The organism is Nocardia amamiensis NBRC 102102 (assembly GCF_001612745.1).
Lineage (GTDB): Bacteria > Actinomycetota > Actinomycetes > Mycobacteriales > Mycobacteriaceae > Nocardia > Nocardia amamiensis.
Map to the genome: position 1 here is coordinate 222 of NZ_BDBA01000044.1, position 25,624 is coordinate 25,845.

Genomic DNA, 25,624 nt, shown 5'->3' on the forward strand with positions numbered 1-25,624 from the left:
GTGTCCCAGCTGGTACCGGCGCAGGCGCACAAGGATTCGGTCGGCGGATTGTCGCCGGACCAGGACGCGTCCCCGACAATGACGGTCGTCACCGACCCGGCGCCCGCTCCACAACGCGGCGATCCCGGTCCGCGCACACCCGGCGGGGACAGGCCCGTGGACGCGGCCGGGCAGCAACGGCAGACCGCGCAGCCGACGGGTGGCCCAGTGCGACCGGCCGCTGGGGTGCAGCCTGGCGCACCCGCTGCCGGTGGGCCACCCGGCGCTGCCGGAGGCAATCGGCCGCCACGTGTGTCGGCCCCGAAGAATGCTGGCGCGGAGCGCCCTCCGGCCGTCGAACCGGTCGAAGGAGCGCGCGGGCAGGCCGAGGACGGTCGTGCCCCGTCAGGGTCGGCGACCGCCCACGCCACCGACAATGACAACCGGAACACACCGCCCGCGGCCGCCGAAGCGGAGTCGAAGCACGGTCGCACGGCCGACGGCACCACAGGCGACGAGACCGCCCGAGCGACGCATCCGGATGAGGCGAATGCACCGGAGCACGCACGCGCGGGCGACGACAGCGCGAATGGGCAACAGGCCAAAGGTCATCCCGATGTAGTCGACGAGGCGGGACCATCGCAACCGAAGCCCGGTGAGTCCGATACCAGCGGAGACGATGTCCCCGGCGGTCGTGCGGGCGACGATGGTGCGAGTGAGCAGCAAGCGAAGACGAATTCCGATACCGCCGACGACGCGAACGCGCCACGACCCGAGTCCGAACCCGCTCGCGCACAGGATGACTCGGACGCACCGCCAACCGCTCGCGCACAGAATGACTCGGACGCACCGACAACCGCTCGCGATGAAGACCCCGCCGACGCGCGTGCGAGGGCGAGAACCGAAGTAGAGCAGCGTAATGCGGCCGAGCGGCAGCAGAACGAGCTGGTGCGCGAACACCACCGGCAGCGTGTCGGAGCGGCGGCCGAGCGCGAGCGGGCCGCCCTTGCCGAGCTGCAGCGGCAGGAGAAGGCCGTACGGGTGGCGGAGGAGCATGAGCGGGCCACCCGCGTCGGCCTCGGCGACAAGGTACGCGATCTGTTCGGGCGGGGCACGGCGGAGGATCGGGTGGCCGTCGAAGCCGCGCGGGCCGCTCAGGAGCAGCTCGGGCAGGCTCGGGCGAGGTTGGCCGAGTGCCGGGATGCCTACGAGGCGGCGGTAGCCCAGCATGACGCCGCAGCCCAGGCGAGAGCCCGTGACCTGGTCGAAATCTCGGACAACGCGGGTGTTTCGCTGATCAACGACTACGAGGCCGGGGTGCTCACCGATCGCGACGCCGTGTTCGAGGTAGTTGCCCAGGAGCGGGTACGCGCGGCCCTGGATGCGGGTCGCGCGATCGGGGAGTTGCGGAACCCCGGCAGCACGGCCGACGGTACGAGCCCGTTCGCGAACGCATCACCGGAGTCGTTGGTCGACACAATGGTGCGGGGATCCAGGGAGGAGCGCGTCGCGGCCATGACGGAATGGATTCGCCGGGGTGACGACCGGCATCGGCTGGTGCGGGAGACGCAGGCCGCGGCGTTCCTGCTGCTCGAGCACGGTCCGGTCGATATGAAGACCGGTGAGGGCAAGACCATCGTCATGGTGATGAAGAAGGTGTCCGACGCCATCGATCACGGCACCGCACATGCATGGACCAGTAGTGATCTGCTCGCCGGTGAGCTGGCCGCCGAGTTGCAGGCATTCGTGGTGCGGCCGGAGTCGGATACCGGGATCGATGTGGTCCGGATGGATCAGGACGGTCCGCTGCCGGATCCGGTACCCGGCCGTAGCCGGATCGTCGTCGGCACGAAGGAGGACTACCTGTTCCGCGCGTTGAAGGTCGCGGATTCGATGATGAACGAGCTCGCGGCCAGTGGCATGTCGCACCAGGAGGTGACGGCACTGCGGGACTTCCTCAATACGAAACCGTCGATCGATCTGATCAAGGAAAGGCTGGATACCGCGGCATCCGACCACGGCCTTGACCTCCGGTACGACCCGTTCCCGGCGGGCAAGCTCACCATCGACGAATTCGACACCATCTTCGACGGCAATTCCGAATGCGTACTTTCCCCCGGGGCGGCGGAGGAGGCCACACCCGAGGTGGTCGCCGAACTGCAGGGGATCTGGGATCGGCTGACGACCGCGGAGCGCGAACACGGTTTGACGGCAGCGGATTTCAAGAGGCCGGAGAACACCCGGGGAATGTGGGCCGCAGAAACAACCCCGGCGGCGGTCGCCAAGCTGGAGAAGGTGACGGGTGGACCGGTCACCGCCTCGGAGCTCAAGCTGTACGCCGATGCCGCCAACGCCCGCTGGGGGCTGGAGAAGGGCACGCACTACATCACCCGGGCGGACGAAGGCGAGGGCGCGAAGATCGGCATCCTCGCTCACGAAACCAACGACAAGGCGATGTGGGACAGGACGAAGTCGACCGAGGTGCGCTGGCAGGACGTCGGTCAGTTCGTCGACCTCAAGGAAGGGCTGCCGGTCCGGGCGAATCAGGAACATTCGCTGCGCATGTCGGATCAGCAGTTGATCGGCAGCAAATTGCTGTTCGATCCGTCTGGTTTGTCCGGGACCATGAAGGGCGTCGAGGGCATCACCTACGACCTGTACGGCGTGGGGCCGGTGCCGGAGCTTCCGACATTCTATACATCGCAACGGGTCGTGGAACCGCCGAAATTCTACGAGAACACGCATTCGAAACTCATGCAGCTGGCCCGTGACATTGTGCGGGATGCACATGTTGTCGACGGCGAGCAAACGGGCCGTGCGCAGTGGGTCGTGTGCATGGACAACGGCGAAATCCGGGGCGACCCGGATGCCGGGCGGATCGGTCTGATCGACCTGCTTCGCACAGCGGCGAAGGAAGAACACGGCGAGGGATTCGAGCTGAAGTTCGAGGTGGTCGATGCGGAATTCTACGCCGAGCACGGTGGTAGCAATGCCGCCGCCGAGGCCCTGGTCAGGCAGAAGATCGAGGAATTCGGGGACAAGGGCACCATCTATATCACCAACAAGGACGGAGGCCGCGGTGCCGACCCGACACCGTCGCAGGAGGTGATCGATCTCGGCGGTGTCGACGTCAAGGTCAGCGGCGGGCCGTCGTACTCCGAGCGGGTGAACGACCAGGTCGATGGTCGTGGCGCCCGTGGCGGATCCGGCGACGACCGGGAGCACGGTGGCACCCCGGGTTCGGCGGTGCACTACGTCTCCCCCGAGGACTTTCTGGGCCGGGTCACCGACCACGGCGTCACGCAGCAGATCGTCCAGTACCAGGAAGCCGTCCAGGCCCACCGGGCCGCCCAGGAACAGCACGAAGCCCACAACACCGAGGCCACCCGCATCGAACTCAACAGGGCCGAAACGGCGCTGCGAAACGCCGAGTCCGACCTGTGGAAGCATGCCGTCCCGGCGATGAAGGACGCCGTCGAGCAGAATCAGCTCGCCTCCAAGTACGCGAGCGCCAACCAAGCCAACGCCCCGCCCAGGGACGCACATGGCACCGCGACCCAGCAACCCCAGCAACCCCCTCCCCAATCCGCAGGGACAGCGGCTCCGCATGCGACCGGTTCACATGCGACCCCGCACACACAGCACACCCCTGCCGCCAGCCACAACGGCACCCCCGTCCCGACCGCCGCCGGCCTCGCCGCCGGGGCGACATCCAACCTGGCTTCCGGTAACCCACCGGTCGCACCCAACCTGCGTGACGAGCACGGCGACAGCACCCTCCGCCACCTCCTGCAGGTGCTGGACGCACCCGGCGGACAGGCGGCCGCACCGTTGCTGCCGGTGGCGCAGGCCGTCCGCGACGCGGCATTCGATCAGGTCGAGTCGCAAGGGATCCCCATCGGCACCGACGTCGCCGACCACGTGCGCGAGACCGCACGAAATCTGTTGAACACCAGCCTGAACCAACTCGATCCGGCGCAGCGTCAACTCGTCACCGACGCCGGGACGGTGCTGCAGCAAGGACGCCGGCTCGAAGAAGAGCACAGCGCAGCCGTCGCCCAGTTGGTTGCGCAGGTGCCGACCGCCCAGCCTGTCCTCGCGGCCGCTGCGGGTACCACCGTCCCGTTCGACCTGCTGCCCGCCGGCGACCGCACCGAGACACTGCAGCGGGCGCAGCAGGGCGACCGATCCGCCGCGCAGGCCTTGGACCGCCATTTCGGCCCCGCCACCGCCCAGGCCATGTGTGCCGTACTCAGCGGGGATGCAGAGCACGGCACCCCACCCACGCGGATCCAGCTCCTGGCGCACGCCGTCGCCCGCGCCACGCTCGGCGCCGCCGAAGCCGATGGCTGGCAAGTCCCCCCGGGCATCGACATCGGCGACTGGCTGCTCAGCCGAGCGCTAAACACGTGGCTCGACAGCCTTAATCACCTGAATCCCGCCGTACGCCGACTCGTCACCGAAGCGCTGAGTCCTCAGTCCCGCGGCACTGACCTCACCGACGCCCAGGTCGCCTTGCTCGAGTGGGTCGCGCAGGAGATCGCAGTGCAGGCGGCCGATTCGACGGCCCGGCAACGGAAACCCTCGGCCGAGAACGGCGACCGTGCGAACTCCGCGAGGACGGCCGAGGCCGATCGAAAAACCAAGCAGGCCATTGCCCGGCAGTTGTTCGAGACGTTCGACATCGAGGTGCTCGGACTGGACAAGCCGGGGATCTCCGTCGACACGGCTCTGTCGATCAGGAATGCGATAGTCGACGGTTTCGCGGCAGGGCAGGAGATCAAGCTCGACGTCGTACTGGTCGCCCCCATGGTCGGCAATACCGGTGCCTGTATCTGGACTCCCGACGGCATCGAGAAGGACGCTCCGACCTTCATGGTCCTGAACGAGAACCTCTTCGGTGATCAGGAGAAATTCCGGAAAACGATGCGGAAGGCGGTGCAGGCAGGCCGCCTGATGGCCCCGACCGGAGATCCTGCGTACGACGCCGTCAGTCACGAGATGGGGCACCTGCAAGACAAGAACGCCCGAGAGGGCATCTACGAAAAGCGGCCGATACAAAAGGAACGAATCAGACACGAGAAAGAAGAGCTCGCCAAGAAGGCGGAAGATACCGGGGAGGCACGCTCCGAGAAATCGGATCAGACGGCGGAGGTACGCTCCGCAGACTCGAAAGAGGCGCGGGCCTTCGGTTTCCTGTACGAGCATTTCGTGGCCTTCAAGAAGGCGGACATGCTGCCATCGGAAATTGCTTTCGATGATTGGCTGGGTCAGCTCGACTCATACAGCAGGAGTAGGAAGAAGTCCACAGAAGAAGATCGCCTGTACAAGGCCTTCGTATCGTGGACGAATCAATTCGAAAGTCGGGCGGCTTTCGACAAATGGCTGCAACGAGCCGGGATCTCACGGGTTACCGGTCCGCTGCGCCGGGTTTTCGGCGAGCAAACAGAAGAAGACGATCGAGCGGGCTGGGTCGATATGAGACTCGTATACGACGCTTGGCTGCAGCAGCTCGATCCCCACACTCGCAGACAAATACTCACCGGCGAATTCGAACAAGCTCATCCCGATCCGGACGCGGCGACGAAGAGGGACGAACTGGGCACTTACGAACCCCGGCTGGGCGACCTCAAAGTGTTCAATCCGGCAGAAGCACTGGCCGAGGCGAACAACGCGTTCGGCAGGACCGCACCGGCCGATCGCACACATCCCGCCTACGTCCTGCAAGCCCTGCTTCGAGACATTCCGTATTTCCAGGTGTTGCGGGAAGCCGAACAGCGCAATGCCCTGGTGCAGGCGGACTATCGCGGTCCGGTCCCGGCCGCGTCCGAGTCCGGCACGAGCATCGCCTCGAACGGCCCGTCCGCATCCCTTGCCGCGAGATGGCGCGCTATGTCCCCCACCGCCCGCGCCAACTACGCGGAACAGCAAATCGCATACTTGAACCCCGACACCGGTTTCGTGCTCGACGAGTTGGCCCGGCTCCAGGCGGAGCACCGCGCCACGGTCGCATCGTCCCCGGATCGCACCGCACAGACGCCCGAACCGCCAGCGCCCCAAGGTAATTCATCACGCACGGCGGGGCCCGGACGACCTGACGGCAGGTCGGCGCTCCCACCGGAGTTTTGGCAGCAGCACAGTCAGTCCCACGCGCGGGCAGCTGTCCCGGCCCCGATCCACCTCGGTGACCCCGACGATGCGCAGCCGGACCCGACGCAACCCGTCCCGGACTCACCGACTCCTCGCTCGGACACCGGCGGATCCACCAAGGCGAAACCGGCCCACCTCGCCGAGGATGTCTCGAACCCGGAGCCGGACACCGTTCTGCAGCGCGCGCGGCAGGGGGATGCAACGGCGTTCAACGAGCTACGCGAACGATACGGCAGGGCCGCACTTCGGGAAGTGCTTGCCCGGCTCGGGGTTCCGGCCTCGCCGACCGGCCGCGACTTGCGGCCGCTCGTACAGGTGGCACAGGAGCTCAACCGCATGGCATTTCGGATCGCGGAGGCGCACCGATGGCGTGCCGATGCGGGCACGGATCCCAGCGAATGGCTGCACGGCATCGTGGGAGGTCTGGTAGACGGCTGGTTCGGGCTGAATGCCACGCAGCGCAAACACGTCACCGAGGCGGTGGACGCAATGCGGCGTGGCGCGGCGATCAGCTTGGTGCAAAGAGGTGCGCTCAACAGGTTGGCCGACGCCGGCGAGCAGGTGATAACAGCCGCCGAAACGCACGCAACCGACTCGTCACAGCAGACGGATAGTGGGCTTACCAAGCGTCAGTTCGAGGTGCTCGAGTTGATGGCTGCGGATATGACGAGCCCCGAGATCGCAGATGAGCTCGGGTTGTCCCCGGGGACCGTGAGCATCTACGCGACCCAGGTTCGCCACAAACTCGGTGCCCGTACCCGTGCGGAAGCGGTGTACATCGCACTGAGCACAGGCATTCTCCCCGGCAGTCCCCGCGCCGACGGCGAGACACCCGGTCGCGAAGATCTCCAACTCACCAGTCGCGAAATCCACGTACTCGGGCGGATCGCGAACGGAGACACCAGCGACGACATCGCTCAAGACCTTGAGATCTCTCCGAGAAGCGTGGACCAGTTGGTGGGTCGAGTCGGCCGGAAACTGAGCGCACGCAACCGTCCTGGAATTATGGCTGCTGCCGTAAGAACCGGCGACCTCGCGCTCGCCGACCCTGCCGACGCCGTCCCGGGCACCGGCCGAATATGGCTGGCCGATTACGAAACCAACGTGGTCAATCGGATCGCGAACGGTGAGACCAGCAAAGACATCGCGCAGGCGCTGGGCCTGTCCTCGCTCACCGTGGACGACTACCTGATGCGTGTCTGCCGCAAGCTCCGCGTGCACAACCGGGCAGCGATGGTGGCCATCGCCATCCGCGCCGGACTCCTGCCGGGGACTGCCCGGACCGCCGTGGAAGTTCCCGAGTTGACCACCGCCGAAATCGATCTGCTCACCCGGATCGCGAACGGCGATACGAACGCCGATATCGCGGAGAACCTCCAGACTTCCTCGAGCGCGGTGGACAAGGCGCTCGCCCGTATCCGCGAGAAACTCGGTACCCGCAACCGACCGCAGACGGTCGCAGTGGCTATCCGTGCCGGCATCCTGCCCGGCGCCGATACGGTCGAAGCAGCTCCCGCCGCTCCCACAAACCCGGCGGAACTGAGGGAACAGCATGGGCTCGACACGTTCGGCTATGTGCTGTCGCTGCTCGGGGTATCAGCGAGGGGCGGGCGCCGAAGCGAACGGCTCGCGCGCGCCGTGCAATTGGCGTTGGAGATCAATGACGATGTATTCCGGCTCTCGGACTCGAGCTCAGGCGGCGACGTCGTCCAGCGATTGCGCGAATCTGCACGGGAAATGCTGGAGCACAGATGGTTCCACCCTCTCCGCGCCAAGATGCTGGCGGTGCTGCGCTCCGATGGCATAGCCGAATCGGATCCCCGGTACGGCCGCCTCGCCGAATTGACCGTCACCGAACTCCGGGGACACCTCGACCAGATCGGTGTCACCACGCGTTGGGTGTTTCTCGAGCTGGCGGACAGTCTGCATAGCGGCCGGGACATAGGTTCGTTGTCGCGGCAGGAAAAGAACAGTGTGCTGCGGATCGCGGATATACCGCGTGAGGAAGAGGTCTCGCCCCCGCTGCAGGGCGCCGCGCCACACACCGCCTCCGGAGCCTCGCGAACCGGCCGGGAGGAACCCGAACCATCGGCTACCACCGACCGAAGCGCTTCTGGTACAGAGCATTCCGGCATGACCGATCGCGAGATCGACATGCTGGCACTCGTTGCGAAGGGTCACTCCCACCGCGAGATCGCCACAATACTGGCACTTTCGGGCCGCGACGTCGGCGCCGCCATGCGTTCGGCGGCGGCGAAGTTGGGAACCGCTCACTGGGCGGAAATGCTCGAGGTGGCGCGGTGCAGAGGGATCGATCTGAATGTCAGCAGCCCGGCCACTCCCGGGCGCGACCGGCCCCGAGACGATGCTGCGGCACGCTTCAACGCCTACCGCTCCGCACTGGCAAATTCCTTGGCGGCAAGGACCGGGGAGTTGGGTTCTGCCGCAGTGCTGGCCGAGGCCACCCCCGAACAGATCGCGGAGGCCAGTAACCAGCTATCCTCCATCGAGCGACAAATACTGGCGAAACTGCGATCGAGACAACCGATTCCGCGGGATTCGGCCGCCCGGCCAGCCGTCGCCGCCGCTCGACGTCTGGCTTCGATTCTCGTTGCCGAGCAACACAGATTGGATGTCCAGCTGGCACGGGCGCTGTCCGAAGCCACCCCGGACCAACTGGAGGAAGCGCTCGGCACGCTCACGGACCTGCAACGGAAGATCATCCGCGCTGTCTTCACACGCAGGCTGTCCCTCGAAACCATGGTGTCCGGTCTCGGATATCGGGATGAGGCGACAGCCAAGTTGTTCGTGGTCAACACCGTCCGGCAACTCGGACAGCACCTGGCCGGAATACCCGTCGCCACGCCGCTGAGTGAGACACGGCCGAGTGGCGCAATGCCATTCGGACATGAGCATATAGCTGGACGAAGCGCAGTCGCCCAGGCACCACCCGGCGAAACCGCCTTCGAGCGCGGTCGTCGTGAGGCCGAGGAGGAACGACGGGCCGCTGCCTCACGCATCAGCGAAGCCGAGATCGACCTGCTCAACAAGGTTCTGTCCCGCCTGGATCAACTCGCACCCACCATCGGTCGGGTGTCCGGTCCCGACCCTGTCGCTATCGACCTCGGGGACTCCGAGGACCCCAGCGTCCGGGACCTCGAGAAAGAGGAATCACGCGACAGTAGCGCCCATGAACCGATCGATCCGGCAAGTACCCCATCAGGGGCTGGGCTGGGATCGCCCGGCGCACATGTGCCCAGAACCGCGCTGCGGCAGTTGCTCGAGCGATACGTCACGCAGGGTCGCCGGGATAAAGCTATCGCTGTGCTGCGGCACGAGTTCGGCGACAAGGTGTTTCGGTGGGTTTCAAGAGCCTTTGCCGAACCCCGAGTGGCGCAGGAGGTCACAGACGAAGCATTCGCGGCGAGTGTCGACCGTCTCGCTCAGATTCCTGACCGGAACGTCGAGGCTTGGGTGGTATTCATTGCGCGCAACCTCATGCCCAAACACGCCGAGTTTGCGCAGTTCCGGCAACGTATCCAGCAGGTCTTCACTGAAGCCGGAGGCGCGGAAGAACTCCGGCAACCGCTGGCCGAGGCGACGACGTCGGAGCTGCAACGGGCGCTGGAGGCACTGAATGCCACGCAGCGCGCGAGGCTTGGCCGCTTCTGGTCCGGCGATGCCGCGCAGTCGCTGCCCCAGGGCAATCGCCCGGCGCGGGACCGCGCGGTGTGGTCCGCTGTCCAAACGTTCGTACTCGCCATTGCCGCTGAACGGGGCAGGCACTCGACGACCCCGGTTGGCGCGGCCGAGCTGAATGGCTTGCAGCTCCAATTGCTCGGACTTGCCGCGTCAGGCCTATCCAATGAGGAGATCGCGGAACGTTGGGGGATCTCGACACCCCGCGTCGCCGGACACTTTCTACTGATCGCCCGTCTCATGAACCTCAACGTTCGCGAATCGGCACTCGATGCAGCACATCACTGGTTCACCGAGGCCCCCCGCCCGGACTCGGCCACTCGTACACCGCACACCATGACGGTGGGGGATAAGGAACTCTACCGCGCTCTCACAGAGAGTGAGAAGGAATTGTTCCGGATGGCGGTGGCGGGAAATACCGATATCGAGATCGCGGAGCGCTGGAAAGTATCCGAGAATAATATTGTCGCGCGCTGGCTCCAAATCGCACACAAGCTCGGAATCGAATTCCGCGGCGACCTGTTGGACAGCGCAGCACAGGCAGGCATCATTCTTGCATCACGGCCTGCAATGACTGAGCGCCATGAGGGCGACACAGCGAATTTCGATATCACGGAACAGCAGATCGAACTGCTGCACCTGCTCGCCAAAGGCTGGGTCAGCAGCGCGATAGACGAGCACTGGCATGCACCGCCCAGAACAGCCGAGAAGCAACTGGCCCAGGTAGCCAAACGATTCGAAATACCGGGCCGGGGCCCAGGAGTAGTAGCATATGCGATACGTAGAGGAATTATCGAAGGACCGGACGACGGATCGGCTGCGGCCGAGCTGAGGCCGAGAGATATCACACTGATCGGGCTCGCGGCAGAAGGTAGGACCGATCCGGAGATTGCGAAACTCATCGGAAGAACTCCCGCAGCAGTAGGCATATATTTCAGGGATATTCGTCACCTACTCGGCGCCAAGACGCGCTCTGAGATGGTGGCTATGGCTATCACCGCAGCCGACTCCCGATCGGAGGAAATCGCACCCGGTCGACGACAGGAAAAGTTACTTGAACTATTTCCGCCCCCAGCATCCGTGCCGCGAATGCTGCCGGACCCCGATGATCCGCGTTACGCGTCGATCGATCAATGGCTGAAAGCACTGCGGCGACATTTCAAGATGACGCAAGCAAAGTTCGGCGAGCAGGCCGAAACAGCCACATCGACAATTTCCCGGATGGAGCGGGGCCTGTCGAAGCCACGAGTCATCGTGCTTCGGAATTTGCGGGACAACCTCGGATTTCCCAACGATGTACTGGTCAAGGCACTCCGACGCTTCTATGCACGCCCGGATGCGACAGTGGCCAATCCGGCAATACAGCGCCGGTTCTGGGATCTGATCGCCACGCGGCGAGGATCTCGCGAGGAAGACGAGATCCATGTGGAAATATTTGAGGAATACGCGTGGATTGCCCGTGCGGTGGCTGCGGGCTGGGACGAATCGGATGGGAGCCGGGCTGCCGACGACATATTTATCGCCATTCTGAACTTCGCCCCGGTAGACGATTTCTCCGATCTCGCATGGGCGACTGCCCGAGGCGCCTGCAAGGACGACTATTTCGAGCACCGATTTCCAGATATGGACGAGACCACCCGGAAACTTGTCGTCCGAGTGGATACTTACCTCCGAACTTTCGACAAACCGGATTCGGTCCCCGACACCGAGATCGCGATATCGCTGAACCTCGAACTGTCGCAAGTCTCCAAGGCACGCGCAATTCTCGATCAACGCCTGACCGCGATTCAGCCGTTTTCCAAGGACTTTTCAGGCAGGCTACGGCAAGCCCTATCAGATCTGCCCGATCCCGAACTCGCGGAACACGCAATACGACTGCGCCTGTACGAAGATCTTTCGGTGACGCGGGTGGCGAGACGTTTGGGAATCTCACCTGAGCAAGTCGAGCATATCCTGGGTGTGGCCGTGCCGAAACTTCGGGCCGCATTCGCTGACCGCGATCCAAACCCACCGAGTGCCGGTGGCTGGGAGCGGGAGAGGCCCCGCGGCCCCCACATCGATCCTGTCGCCATCAACTTCGACGATACCGAACCCACACCGCACACCTCCGAATCGGAAACTCCGAACACGGCACCGTCACGTATTCAAGTCACCGATATCACCGCTGGTGACACCACAGCGGCCGAACTCGTAGCGCAACAACTCACCACCCTGCTGGACGGCTGGGCGAACCCCGACTTCATCCGCGACATCACCGCGGCCGTCTGCGCATCGGTCCGATGGGGAATCGGCACCATCTCCGTCACCGCCCAACTCACCGGCAGTGAACTGCACGTCCATCTCACCGACATCACCGGCGATCACAGCTACGTCGAAGTCGACTGGCACCTGGACCCGACACCACGGCCCGTCGAACGCGCCGCCCGGCCACCCGACCGAGCCTCTGCGGACGAACTCGATCTCGCCCGAATGCTGGAGATGTTCGGGGACGAGGACGAAGTTCCCCGCTATCAGCCCGAGGTCGGACGTACGCGAACCGCCGTCGAACAACGGCTTCCGTGGCTGTCCCGCAACGAGATCGCGCCGATACTGCGAGCGGTCAGCGAACTGGTCACCAACGCCAAGAAGCACCTCTACAGCAACGCCGATGACCATGGACTCGCACCCGAAGAAGTCCTCGACCTCTCCGTGTCGGCCACCGGCGACGTGCATGTCACCGTCACCAACGAGCTCGCACCGGGAACCGCCGCGAAACTGCCGCCCTGGACCGACGACGAACAAGCATGGGAGCGCGAAGGCGGCCGCGGCACTCAAATCATGATCACCGAAAGCACCGTGGCGGTCCGACGTCTCATCTTCGCCAATGGCAAGAACACCATCGAACAATCCGTCGAACACTGGCGGACACCCCCCGACGGCGAGATCGCCACAGCCCATCGCCAACTCGGCTCGAAGAAGGCCGCCGCCGCCCGATACACGACGACAGGCCGGTTCCTTCGCGACGCCGTCGAAGAACAGCACACCTCCGCAGAGCAACCGGCCAACCCCGACCCCGTACCCGACTACATCCGCAACTGCGTCGTCCAATCCGTCCGCGTGGCCGGGGAGGACGGCCTCGTCGGCGCCCGCATACCGCACAAGGACGCGACAGCATGGCGCGAACTCGTCACCGGCCTTGGCACCGGCATCCACGAAATCCCCGTACCCGAGACCTGGGACAATCCCGACAACGACCCCCTCGCCGCGTACATCGACGCGATCCTCGATCCCGACAACGAGATCCACAGCGCTGCTTTCGTCATCGAGGACGATCAGGGCAACGCCCACAGCTACTACGTCACGCAGCTGAACGGCCAAGCCATCATCTTCGACACCACCATCGCCCAACCCTCCGCCACCGATCCCGACCACCCCCACATCTCCGGCAAACACGTTGCCCGGGTCCGCATCCGCGAAAAGTGGACACAGTCCTACCCCACCATCAACCGCGCCTTCGTCGCCTACTTCACCACCATCACCGACCCCGGCGACACCGGCCTCAAAGGCACCCTCACCCCCCTTCCTCCACCCGATAACGCCAACTTCGGAGGCACCGACAACCCCATCCTGGGCAGGCACGGCAACACCGAATCCGCCACGCAACGCCCCCCGGTGACCGACCGACAGCGGGAGACACTCAACCTGGTCGCCGCCGGACGAACGAACCAAGAAATCGCAACACTCCAAGGCTCGGACCCCGATCCCACCGACGCGAATGATGGGACGCAGAACCAGTCCACCCCACCCACGGACACCGACAGCCAGCACCCACCCACGCCCGGCAACCGAATCGACCCTGTCGCACTCGCCCTCGACGAACCGGAAACGCCCGAATCGACAGCTTCAACCCACCGGGCACCGAGTGACCCCAACGAACACGACCCCGCCCCGCTGCCCACAACCCAGGAACTGGTCGCGGATCCAGGAAAACTGAAGACGTTGCGGCAGGAAGTCGACGCACTGCGGCAGCAACTCCTCGAACTCAGCAACGGGCGCGCAGATCTGTCGAGCGCAGCAGCGGTGGACAGGTTGCTGGGGGCGCTGCTGCAACTCGAGCGAGAAGGCAAGCTGAACGCCCGCCAGGCCCGCGCACTCCCGCTGGTCGAGGAGTATCGCGAGAAGTCCGGTCTCCTCGACGACGCCGAAGGAGTCCGCGGCGAGCACCGGGAATTCAAAGCTAATGACGCTCGCCGGACGGAGCAGCCGGAAGACGCCAGGCCGACCGCCTCCCCCGGACCCGACCCCGTCGCTATCGACCTCGGCCCCGACGAAAACCCACCCGCGGACCGGCAGTCCGACAACGTGGAATCCCGGGACACCGAACAGCTGCGGACGCTGCGTGCCGCGGTCGCCGCGAGACTGGCAGGCACAGCGGAGGTCTCGAACGATCCCGTGCTGAATCGCGCACCCGCTCTGATCGATGAACTGGTGGCCGCGCGGCGCCAGCCGGATGCGCAGGTCCCGGCGGAACGGCTGCGGTTGCTGGAGCAGTTCGCGCACCAGATGTCGGCATGGTTGGCCGGCGCGGACGAAGCCGCCGAGGCAAACGCCGCCTACGAGCAGGGGCTGCGGGAAGGGACGCCGGCCGTCCTGCGGGCCCGGCAGGACGCCGCGGAGATCCGGCTCGGATCGGCTCTCGCCGCCGTCGCGGAGGTCTGGGCACAGCCCCGCCCCCAAACAGACACGCTGATCGTGACCCGGCCCGCGGACCACCTCCGGCCAGGAGAGACGGAACGGCTGCGCGACGTGGCCGAAACGATCTTCGGGGAGATGGTGGCCGCGGGGCCAGCGATCGATGCGGAGAGCACCCCCGACCGCCATCAGCTCGCCGAGGCCACGCGGCGCTATGACGCGCTGCGAGATATGTCGCAGTGGCTGGAGGAACTGCTGACCTTCGCGGAGCAATGGGATCTGACACGGATAGGCCGGGAGCGCCTCTCGTTCCTGCTCGACCACTTCCGCACGATCTCAGAGCTGTTGGCGGCGACCCAGATTCGCGACACTGCGGCCGCCGCCCTGGCCGGTGCGACCGATCGAGAACGACGACTCGCGCAAGCCGCCGAGAGCTACGGCATGGCCGACCGCGCGGTCCGCAATATCGCGCAGATGCTCGGCGAACCGCAGCATCGCGCGACGGCCGCTCCCCCGGCAGCGCAACCCGGCGCACCCGTCGTCTGGCCCGGCGCGGACGGACAGCCCGACTTCATCGCACAGACCCAGCCCCGGCAGCACGATCTCACCGAGCCCGGTCCCGGCGGGTCGGCGTCGCCCGATCGAACCTCCGAGGACCGCGCAGCGCAGGCCGGATCGGAACACCCACGGGGACACCATGTCGAGGAACCCCGCGGCTCCGATGAAACCGCACCGCGGCGCTATGTCGAACAGAACCTGACGGTGGAGGATCTGGGTTCGGTCGCGGCAGCGAGCGATCAGGGCCAGCACGCGCACAACGAGGACGCCTTTGCCCTGATCCGAGTGAATGTCGGTGGCGAAGAGGCCACCGCACTGATCGTGAACGACGGTCTCTCCCGGCCGAAGGGCGGTCACCGCGCCTCCGCCGCCGCCAAGGCAGCCGCCCACGATTTCGTGGTGGCGGCGCTGCGGCAGGCCGACCGCGACGGCCGGATCGATCCGGTGGCCGTAGTCGAAGGCGCGGTGGCCGCCGCTCAGGAGGCGGTACTCGCCCTGCCCCCGGAGTCGCCCGCAGACAAGCCGCCCGCCACCACGATCGTGGTCGCGTTGATGGAGTCGGGACGGCTCACCGTCGACTGGGTAGGCGACAGCCGGGCGTACTGGATTCCGCTGGACGGCGGCCCGCCGATACAGCTGACCAGGGACGACTCGAAGGTCCAGGATATGCTGGACGTCTTCGACGACATCACCCGCGAAGAAGCCGAACACTCGTCGATCGGCGGCCCGGGTCTCACCCACGACCTGGGCCGGTCTCTGGACGGGCTGAAACCGCGCGAGAAGGCCCGAGACATACGCGGCTACGGTGTCGTCCTGGCGCTGACGGACGGTGTGTGGGAACCGATCAGTCCCGACGACCCCGAACCCATCGCGGCCATCGTCCGGCGATCGCTCGCCGAGGCCCCGGGCGATCTCGGCGCCGTCACGCGCGCACTGGTACGGGCAGGCATCGAAGCGGGCACAGCCGACGACGTAACCGCCGCAGCGGCATTCCTGTCGGCCGCGAACATCGACACCCCCGCGAATGCGGCGACGGACCACGACGGGCCCGCGACCCCGGCCAATCGCGGCCCTGACCCCGTCGCGATCGACCTCGGTCCGGACGAAGCCGATCCCACGCCGGTCGGGTCACGACAACCCGGAACCACCCCGCCGCGGAACTCGCCGAATCGCATCGGGGGACCGCACGGCACGACTAAGGAGGCGAACACCGCCGGCAGAGTCGGCACCCCGTGGGACAGCGCACTGCAGCTGCGGCAGGTCCTCGAGCAGCATGTCGCGAGCGGACGACCGGAGCTCGCGACCGCCCTGCTCCGGCAACGGCTCCAGGCCGAGATACCGCGCCTCGCAAAGAATTTCGGTCAAACGGCCGCGCACCACATCGCCGACGAGATATGCGCTACGGCGATCGGGCGCCTCGCGCAGCTCGGTAACCGAAATATCGAGTTGTGGTTGAACAACATTGCGCGAGAAGTCATCCGGAACCATCGCAGTATCGCGGGCCCCTGGTTCAGCATCCGCGAGTTCGTTTCCGAGTGCGCACAACTCGAGCAAACCGATCCACTGATCCGGCTGCTGGCCGAAGCCCGAACCACGGATGTGCGGCGGATCCTGGAGGGGTTGCCGAGCCACCGGCGTGACCGCTTGATCCGCGCCTTCTGGCCCACGGGTCCGGGCACATCACCTACCGCGCCCAACGGCACCGAATCCGATCGTGATGCGCTCTGGGTCGCAGCACGCCAGTTGGCCACAGCGGTGGCGGCCGCCGCGAACTTCCCTGCCCAGCTACCGGCTCGGGCCGCAAGCAGCGTAGCTCGGATCGACCGACCCAGCAGCCCGTCCACAACGACATTCTCTCCCTGGCTCACCAGCAGGGAACTCGAGGTGCTCAACCTGATCTACCAGGGTTTGACCTATGCGGAAATCGGGCGACGGCTGGATGTCGACCCGAAGGCGGTCAGTAACTACCAGAGGAGTGCGGCCAAGAAGTTCGGTACCGCCGGCGTCATCCCGACGGTCCTGGCGGCCAAGCGGCAGGGATTCATCCACGACGGGGACCGACCACCGGCCGGTACCGTCCGACTGTCCCGCGAGCAACGGCAACTCCTCCAGTTGATGGCCGACGGCCTCACGGATCAGGCCATCGCCGAGGTGCTGGGCGTGGCCACGCTCACCGTCAAACGCCGCCGAGCCCGGATCGGCGCCGTACTCGGCGAGACAGAGCGAACTCCGATGCTGATGAAAGCCGTGCGGCTGGGAGCCATCGACGAACCCGCGAGCGAAGCGAGCACGCCTAGGCCACCCCGCAGACCGGACACCGTCGCCATCGATCTCGGCGACGCCGACGAACCTGCGCCGGTCACACCACAGCCGTCGCGCGCCTCTGGACCGGCGGAGCAATCAGCGCAGGGCACCACGACGCGCGGCGCCACCCCGTGGGCTCGACCCGCACAGAGTGAGACACCGCCGGGAACCGCAGCGCTCAATGTGAGCGTTTCACGGCCTGGTCCTCTGCTGCATCGGGTCCAGGAGGCGGAGCTGGCCCGGTACCTCTACGGTCGGCCGGAGGTCAAGGCTGCGGCGGTGGCGGTGCTGGACCGGCTGGAGAGAGTGATCAGGGGCCTGTTCCAGGACGTGCTCGAGGATCTGCCCGCGACGGAGCGGGACGAGCGGATCCGAGCGGTTTTCGACGCGTCCGCGAGGCCGCGGTGGGGCGGCATGGTGCTGCCGTCGGTGCCGATGGACGAGCTGAAGCGCGACGGAAACCTGCGCGAACTGTTGTCGGCGATGCTCAACGCCATGATTCGCAATGCCGAGCTGGAAGCAGGCGTGGGTCTGACGTTGGACCAGGGCATCGCCCGGTACATGAATCAGACGCAGGAGTGGCGACGGAGCAAAGCGCGCGAACTGGGGCTGGACTTCGACGCGCTGGAGGCGGTTCGCGCGGCCGTTCTCGAGGACAAGCAGCCCGGAGAACCGATCACCTGGAAAGACCTCAACTCGGTCAAGTACGTGCGGAAGCACGGCGACGCCGCCGATCGGGCCTACGCGGAGTACGAGCGGCGAAAGGCGGCATTCCCCGAACGAAATTCGGACGTGCCACGTCTCACTCCCACTTCCCGGGATGCCGCCGCGCTGGGCATGCCGCTGTCGCTGCGCGAATTCGCCGCGATGCCGGAGCGGAGAGTGCTGCGTATCAGCAAACTCGAACTCGAGGACGGCGTGGCAATCCCGCGTCTCGAGGACGGCCGCGTCGATACCTCCCGGTTGGAAGCCCAGCTGAGAGAACACGACAACTCTGTCGCCTATGTCGCGCCCACCTACATCCTCGACCCACGCGGACGGCGAATGGTCGACGAAAATGGTTGCCGCATCGCATCTATCAGCGTCTATCACGATGAGGGCACTGTCGGTCCCGAGGAAGCCTTCGCCCTCGACCACTCCGAACGGGTCATCCAGCTCCCGTGGCGACCGGGATACGTCTACGTCGCCCCCGACGACAGCAACGACGACATCCGCAGGCTGGCCGAGCAGGAAATCCCCTCGAACGCAGGCATTTCCGGCACCGCCACCCGGATGCTCGCCCGCTTCGACTGGCTGCGCCCGCCGGGCGTCTCCCGGCACGGTTTCATTGCGGCGTTGTTCGCCTTCATGCTTCCCCACCAGCACACGGTGTACGAGATCGTGCGGGGCTTGGAGATGGCGGGCGTGCGGATGGGCGACGACCCGGAGTCGATGTACCGCACGATCATCGAACAGTTCGGCCCCGGGCAGCTGCCCGACCGCCCGCCGCATGCCGCGCCGAGTGATACAAAACGGCAGCCGGCACGGACACCGTGGCAGCCATCCGAATCGCCATCCACTGCTCGGCCCGATCCGGCCGCATCGGAGCCTCGAACAGACGGCTGGACACCCTGGAAGGACAGAGCGTCCCTCGCCGAGGCCGCGCGGAACGCAGGCAGCACTCGGAAAGAGTTCGTGCCACACGCTCTCGCAATAACGCCGTGGGCGGTGCAGAAGCAAGCCACGTCGATCGACGCCGAACTCGGCGTCGAGGGGCGCAACGAGCTGGACGCAGCAATCCGAGCCGGCCAGGCCGGCAGCACCGCCGCGGCCGCCCCGCGCAATCCGGCCGCGCCGGCCGAGACCACTGATCAGACACCGCAGACCGACAAATCAGCACGCCGCCCCGGAGGCATCGACCCCGTAGCGATCGACCTCGGCGATCCGGAGGAGCCAGCGGGCAACGAGCCCGCTGAGGAGCCCGCCACATCACAGCAACCGACCGATCCGCCCGCCGAGAAGTCGTTGTCGACGCGAGGGCTGCTCGTAGTCAACAAACCGTTCGCACGCCTATTGCTGGGCAAGTGGTATCTCCCGGCAGAGGTCGGCAATATTTTCGGCACCAGCCTCGCTACGACTGCCGGACCCTATGCGCTGTTGAACGCGGACCAATCAGCGGCGGCCGCCGCCATAGCCGCCGCCGCGTGGTGGCTTGCAAAGGGCGCCGAGCCATTGGCCGGCCGCGGCGCCGACCGTTCCGATCGGCGAAAAATAATGCTCCGGGCCCAAGCGATCGGCGCGGCGGCTGCCGCCACCACCACCGGTTTGTTCCTTTTCGATGCGCCGAATCTCGCCCTTACGGTCGCCGCGGCATCACTGGTCGAAGGTACTGCGGCCACCTATTATTTCCGCGCCTTTCAAGCAGCGGCCAAGGACCTTCTTGTCACCGATGCACAGAAGCAGACAGGCAACGAGCTGAGGAATGTCACCGGATCCGCTGCATCTGTCACCGGACAAGCCCTTGGTCCCGGCCTGGCCGGCATCGCGCCCGCGGCGCCGTTCGGACTGAACACCCTTTCCTATCTGACGAATTGGGTAAACATAAAGAACTTGTCGTTGCCGCCCCAGACCTTCAGCGCGCCGCAGTCCCTGTTCCGTGATATTGCAACCGGTGCGCGGGCACTGTGGGACGACAAGTTTCTTCGTGACTACACCGCAATCACCGCGATAAACAACGCCGCATTTGCGATGATGGGCTTCCGCACCGCCACCGTAGTGGAAGCCTCCGACCTGGGCTGGGCAGGAGGCGCGGTCGTTGCCGCACCCGCCATTGGTGGGATAATGAGCGGCGTTCTCTCGAAGGTGACTCGTAACGTAAAGACCACCACCTTTTACCCGATAGCACTAGCCAATATGGCCGGGGGCTTCGCGCTCCAGGCCGCGACAACCGACCCTGCAGTAATAGCGGCCGCAACATTCTGGGACTCGATGGTTATGTGGACCATGATCGCCAAGGCCGGCACCTACGAGCAAAAAGCCATCCCCTCAGAAATATTCGGTCGAGTAGGAGGCGTGAAAGGCGGGATAACGAATGTCCCCGCCGGTGCCGGTCTGTTCGTAGCCAGCGCCCTCATCGGCGGTGCCGCAGCGAACGCGCACAGCGGCGACACGGTTGCCGCGCTGGCGGCGACCATCAGCGCAATCACCGCGGTCGGCTACGGCGTTGTCCTTTTCGTCAGACAGGGCCGCGTCTTCTACCGGATCGTCAGCAAAGGCGGCCGCGGGTGGTTCGGACGACGCGAGCGCCCCGCCGGGACCGAGACCGCAACCGCGCCAACGCACATCCCGGCAGAAGCGAGCGCGGGCTCGCCCACGCACACGGCTCCGAATACACCCACCCCCGCGCCGGAGGCACCCGCGCCGGAGGTCATTGGCAACTGCGCCATCCACATGAGCCGCGTCCACCGAGCGCTCGGCGACGACACCGCACCGGAACCCGTCGACAGCGACCCGCGATGGAAGGCCGAAGACAATTGGCGCATCACCGAAGAGACCCTCGGCGCCCAACTCCGCCCGATGAAGACCAAGGGCCTCGACCCCATTGCCATAGCCGTCGAAAAAATCCGCGACAAACGCAACAAAATCGACAGTGCCGCTGTCACCGTTGCCGGACACATCCACTACATCGTCGACGTCGAAGGCCAAATCCTCATCTTCGACACCCTCATCGACACCGCCACCACCCCGGATGCGAGCACCGCATCAGAAGCGAAACGCACCCGGAAACAACGTGACCTCCACGTCCGCAACTACGACGGCGACGAAAACGGTGAGACCAAATGGAAACCCTCGTACGACACCTTCGAAGAGGCCTTCGCCGCCTATTTCAAGAGCACCAAGACGGGCACCCCCACCCCCGCCCGTCGCCCCCGGCCCGATTTCCTGCACCGCAAACACCCGGTGAAGCTCCTCGGCCGACCCGAGGACACCGGCGGGGACGCGGTATCGAGGTTGAGCCCGGCGGAGGTCGGTGTATGGCTGCGCGACGAATTGCGCCGACTGACGGGCAATCCCGACGTTGAGGTCCACGAATTCGACCGGCCCGATCTCGACCCGGAGACTATCCGTGAGATCGCCCGGGCTTTGGTCGACATGGCCACGCAGCACCCGCAGGTCGATATCGGCAGCATCGACATCGGCGAGCTCTCGTCGAAGGTGGGCGCGAGGACGATGTCGAAGACCGATCCCATCACCGGTGCCGTCACAACCGAATGGATGACGTTCAACGCCGACTTCGCCGCGAATCCGGACGAACTTCATCGGTGGATGCAGGACCGAATCGCCTCCGGGAAGGCGCATCCCAGCATGGCCGACCGTCCTGCGTATGCGATCGTCGTGCACGAGTTTGGCCACATGCTCGACTACGCGGGGCGGCGGGAGGCTAACTACCGTGCCGAGGAGATGCTGTTCGATCATTACAAGGCAAATCGCCTGGGAGAGAAAACTTACGCGGCGTTTACGGCCTGGCTGCACCGCTATCTGACCGTATACAGCTTCGACAAGAACGGCTATTTCAACCCGACCGAGGCGTTGGCCGAGGCCTTCGCCGATGTCGTGCTCAACGGCCGCGACAGTGTCAACGATCCGGTGGGGCTGATGTACGACCTGCTGGTGGACTCCGTCGCTGCACCCCGAACAACGGCCGACAGCGGCGAGGTGGACCACTCACCGGACCCCGAGCCTGAGCCCGAGCAGGAAGTTACGCAGGTCATCGACCAGATGCGCGACCTGGAGAGTGCGCTCAGGCAACTGGCCGACAGCGCCGGAATGATCGACCCGACCGTGCTGCTTCGTATCCGTGCGGAATTGGACGCCCTCATGGACGACCGGCTGGCAGCCCGCCCGGATGCCGCGCGCCGGCACGATCAGACGATTGCCACGCTGCGGGATTTGACCTCTCGCTCGGACCTCACCGAGAGCGATGTCCGAGCGCTCGCCGAGATCGTCCCGATGAAACGCAGCCGAATGTCAGGGTTGTTGCGCGGGGCGAATGATCGCTACGTCCAAGCGCTGCGCGCGGCGGCCCGTTCGCTGCTCGCGGATCTCGACGCCGACCGACCCCCGCGCGTGGCCGTGGACCTGGCTGTCAGCGAATTCTTCCACGGCCTCCGCGCCGAGGTCGACGATGTGGTGCGAAAGTTCTACTCCGGCAGTAACTCCGAGTGGACCGTACCGCGCTTGCTCGACAACAGCCGTTCGATGCTGTCCGCTGCCGAGGCCGCTCGGCGGGCCATCACCAGCGCGTGGCGCCGCATCCCCGAGGATCGGCTGCTGCCGCTGTTGTCGGAACTCGCCCGGGGCGGGCTCGGCCGAGATGACGTCATCGATGACGTCATCGCCAGACTCCCTGCGCCGCTGGGTGTGTCGGGCGGCGTCCGGGAATCACTGCGCCGGGCAGAGAATGCGGTGTTGCGCAGCTACACCGAAGCCGCGGTGCGCGGGTACGTGTTCGGGGAGCAAGACGCGCGGACCATCACGGCCTTCGAAGAGGCTACCGCGAGGGTGCGCGCTGCGGTGGGTCTGTCAGAGACCGATCGGGACCTGTCCGCCGAGGTGCGCGACGCCGTGGTCCGGGCCCTCTCGCTGAACGGTGTCCCCGCCTCCGACACCACACCACCGTCGACGCACACAGGAACGACCCCGGGTAACAGCGCCGACCCCGTCGCGATCGACCTCGGCGACGGCGACGAGCACGAACCCACACCACCGATCGACGACGCCGAGTCGCCTGACCCGTCGGCCGCGCCGGCGGAGGGACCTCGGGCGAGCAGGACGGCAACCGAGATCGTGGCCGCCCTGGAGCACGCCGACTGGCTGCCGATCGAGGTCAGGGCCGCTGTAGGTGATAACCGGCGAGCGTTGGCCCGGCGTGTCGACAAACTCCCCGATCTGCAGCGAGAATGCCTGCGCCAGAAGCTCGTCGAGGGGCACACGACCGCTGCGGTGGCCAGACTTCTCGGCAAGAGCCGCGGGGCCGTCACCATGGCCCAGCGCCGCGCCATGGCGAGCTTGTCCGAGATGCTGCCGCCCGGTTCGCTAGCTTGGCTGCAGGCTCCGCAGAAGACAGCGCAGATTCAGGCGGCCGAGCAGGACAAGACCCCCGACGCGACCGCGCCACCGGTGATTTCCGAAGAAGACGCGGCGCTCGACGCCGAAATACGTGAGCTGGAGCGTGCGCTCGGCATCGAGACCGATGCCGAGCGCACACTCGAGCTGACGTTGTATATGGAGGACAAATTCCGGAATGTAGCGATCGCGGCGGGGGTGGATCGGCCCGAGTTGCTCTTCGGACGTAAGGAGTGGCTGAGCTGGCTGGAAGCTCGCCACTACGCAAAAAAGCATCTCGGCGACGAGCTGAGCGTGGAGTTCATCCTGAAATTGCATGAGCTGCTCGGGCGGCGGATGGACCCGGAGTCGGCAGGAAAGTTCGGTTATTCGAAAAACAGCAACTTTGGCTCGTTGTACTGGCCCGCATCCGAATACGAGCGTGCGGCAATCAGTGCCAACCGTCTTCTCACCTATGTGCCTGGGCCGCTCGAATCCGGCCCGTACGGTGTCGTGTTCTATCCGGCAGACGACGGTAAGCCAGGAGCACGCCGGGTCCGAGTCCTGGATGCGCCGTTGACCGAGGCGGAGATCGCGGCCATCAATAAGGATCCATTGCTCGGATACCGGCCCGCACTCCGGACCCAAGAATACGGGATCATCGTATACCCGAATTTCGGCGGCCTGGACGGGACGGCCGCGGACGTAGCAGCGATGTGTGAGTCGTTCAACGCCGCAGTGACCAATCCCGACAAGGACCCCTACGAAGTAGCCGCAGACCTGGAGCTGTGGAGCATTTCCGGGCATCACGGGAAGGGCGACTATCACGGCCGGCTGTCCAGAATCCTGCTGAATTGGGCGCTCGAAAAGCAAGGAAAGCCCGCCAGCGCCATTCCAGAGTTCGACGAAGATCTCCTCACCATGCGGGACGACTGGGTGGACACGGTCAAGGCGGGAAGCCTGCGGTACCGACTGCTCGAAGCCCAGGTCGAACAATCCGCGGGCACAGCGGATCCGGTGTCACTGCTCGGTCTCGCCGGTGCGCGAGAGCGCTACCGCCGCATGGGTGGAAGGCCCGCGCCGTTCGTGCCGGGAGAACAGCACGATGCCCTCGCCTGCAAGCGACTGCTGGCCACGCTGCTGTCGGACGCGCCGCTCCCCGAAACCGACGAGCAGGTACTGGCAATCGTCGACCGATCGCTGCGTGAAGGGCCGAATGGGGGCAGGGACACAGCGCACCAGCCGGATACCACCCCGCACGAACCCGCAAAGCCGACATCATCCGGCAACCACATCGACCCCGTCGCCATCGACCTCGACCCCCACGAACCGGACGCATCCGACAACGCCGAGACCGCCGGTCCGGCTGACACATCCCGCGAGGGCGTCGCCGATCGCTCCCTCGAGCCGCCACAGCACGAACCCCCACCCGAGCCGGCCGGCGCGGTCGTCGTCCATGGTGTAGATGAATTCGACGAGCTTGCCGATCTGGAGCCGGGACGGCCTGACGGCGAGATGTCCGGCGTCGTCTTCGCGGTCGGTGCGGACACCACCACATCGACGACACTCGCCGTGCAGGCGGGCACCGACCACCGTCCCCGGACTTCGCTGTCCCTGCACACGGTCGAAACACCCGCATGGCACGACGAGGTGGAAGAAGCCCTGGAACTGCCTTATCTCCAGGTGCGAATCGGGGACGTGACGGCGGAATGCCGGATCAGATACGTCGTCCACGACGACGGGTTCATCTACGCCTATGTCATGTACAACCATCCGGCCCTGTCCGGCAACGCCTTCCGTCTGATCCGCGCGACGATCGACGCCGCTCTCCTCGAGCGCAACTCCGGTGCCGCGGTGTTGATCACCGAGAGCTTCGAGGGGGATGCCGAGACGCCCCCGAGTTCTGCCACGCGGATGACGTCGCCGCAGGCATACTGGCGGCCCACCGGCAGGGGCTGGCAATCCGACATGCGTATCGGCCAACCCCGATTCTCGGCCGCCGCTCGGATGCGTAGCACCGAGCCCACGGTGGACTGGTTGGTCGACCGATTGAGCGAATTCGGATGGGGAACCGCCGCAGACATATCACGTGTGGCAGTCGCGCTCGGCACGGTAGTTGCTGAGCCGCTGCAGCACAGCCGCGCGGAGATACAGATCGCCGTAACAGTCACCGGACCCG

Annotated in this window: 1 protein-coding gene (running past one end of the window); it reads left to right on the forward strand. The window is 65.8% G+C overall.

Translation table 11 applies throughout. From position 1 onward, the window contains the following. Positions 1–25,624: the 5' portion of a LuxR C-terminal-related transcriptional regulator gene (locus NA4_RS11305; protein ID WP_218022284.1), read on the forward strand. 6,152 nt of this gene lie beyond the right edge of the window; the window shows 25,624 of its 31,776 coding nt (coding positions 1–25,624); it begins with the start codon at positions 1–3; its stop codon lies off the right edge, out of view.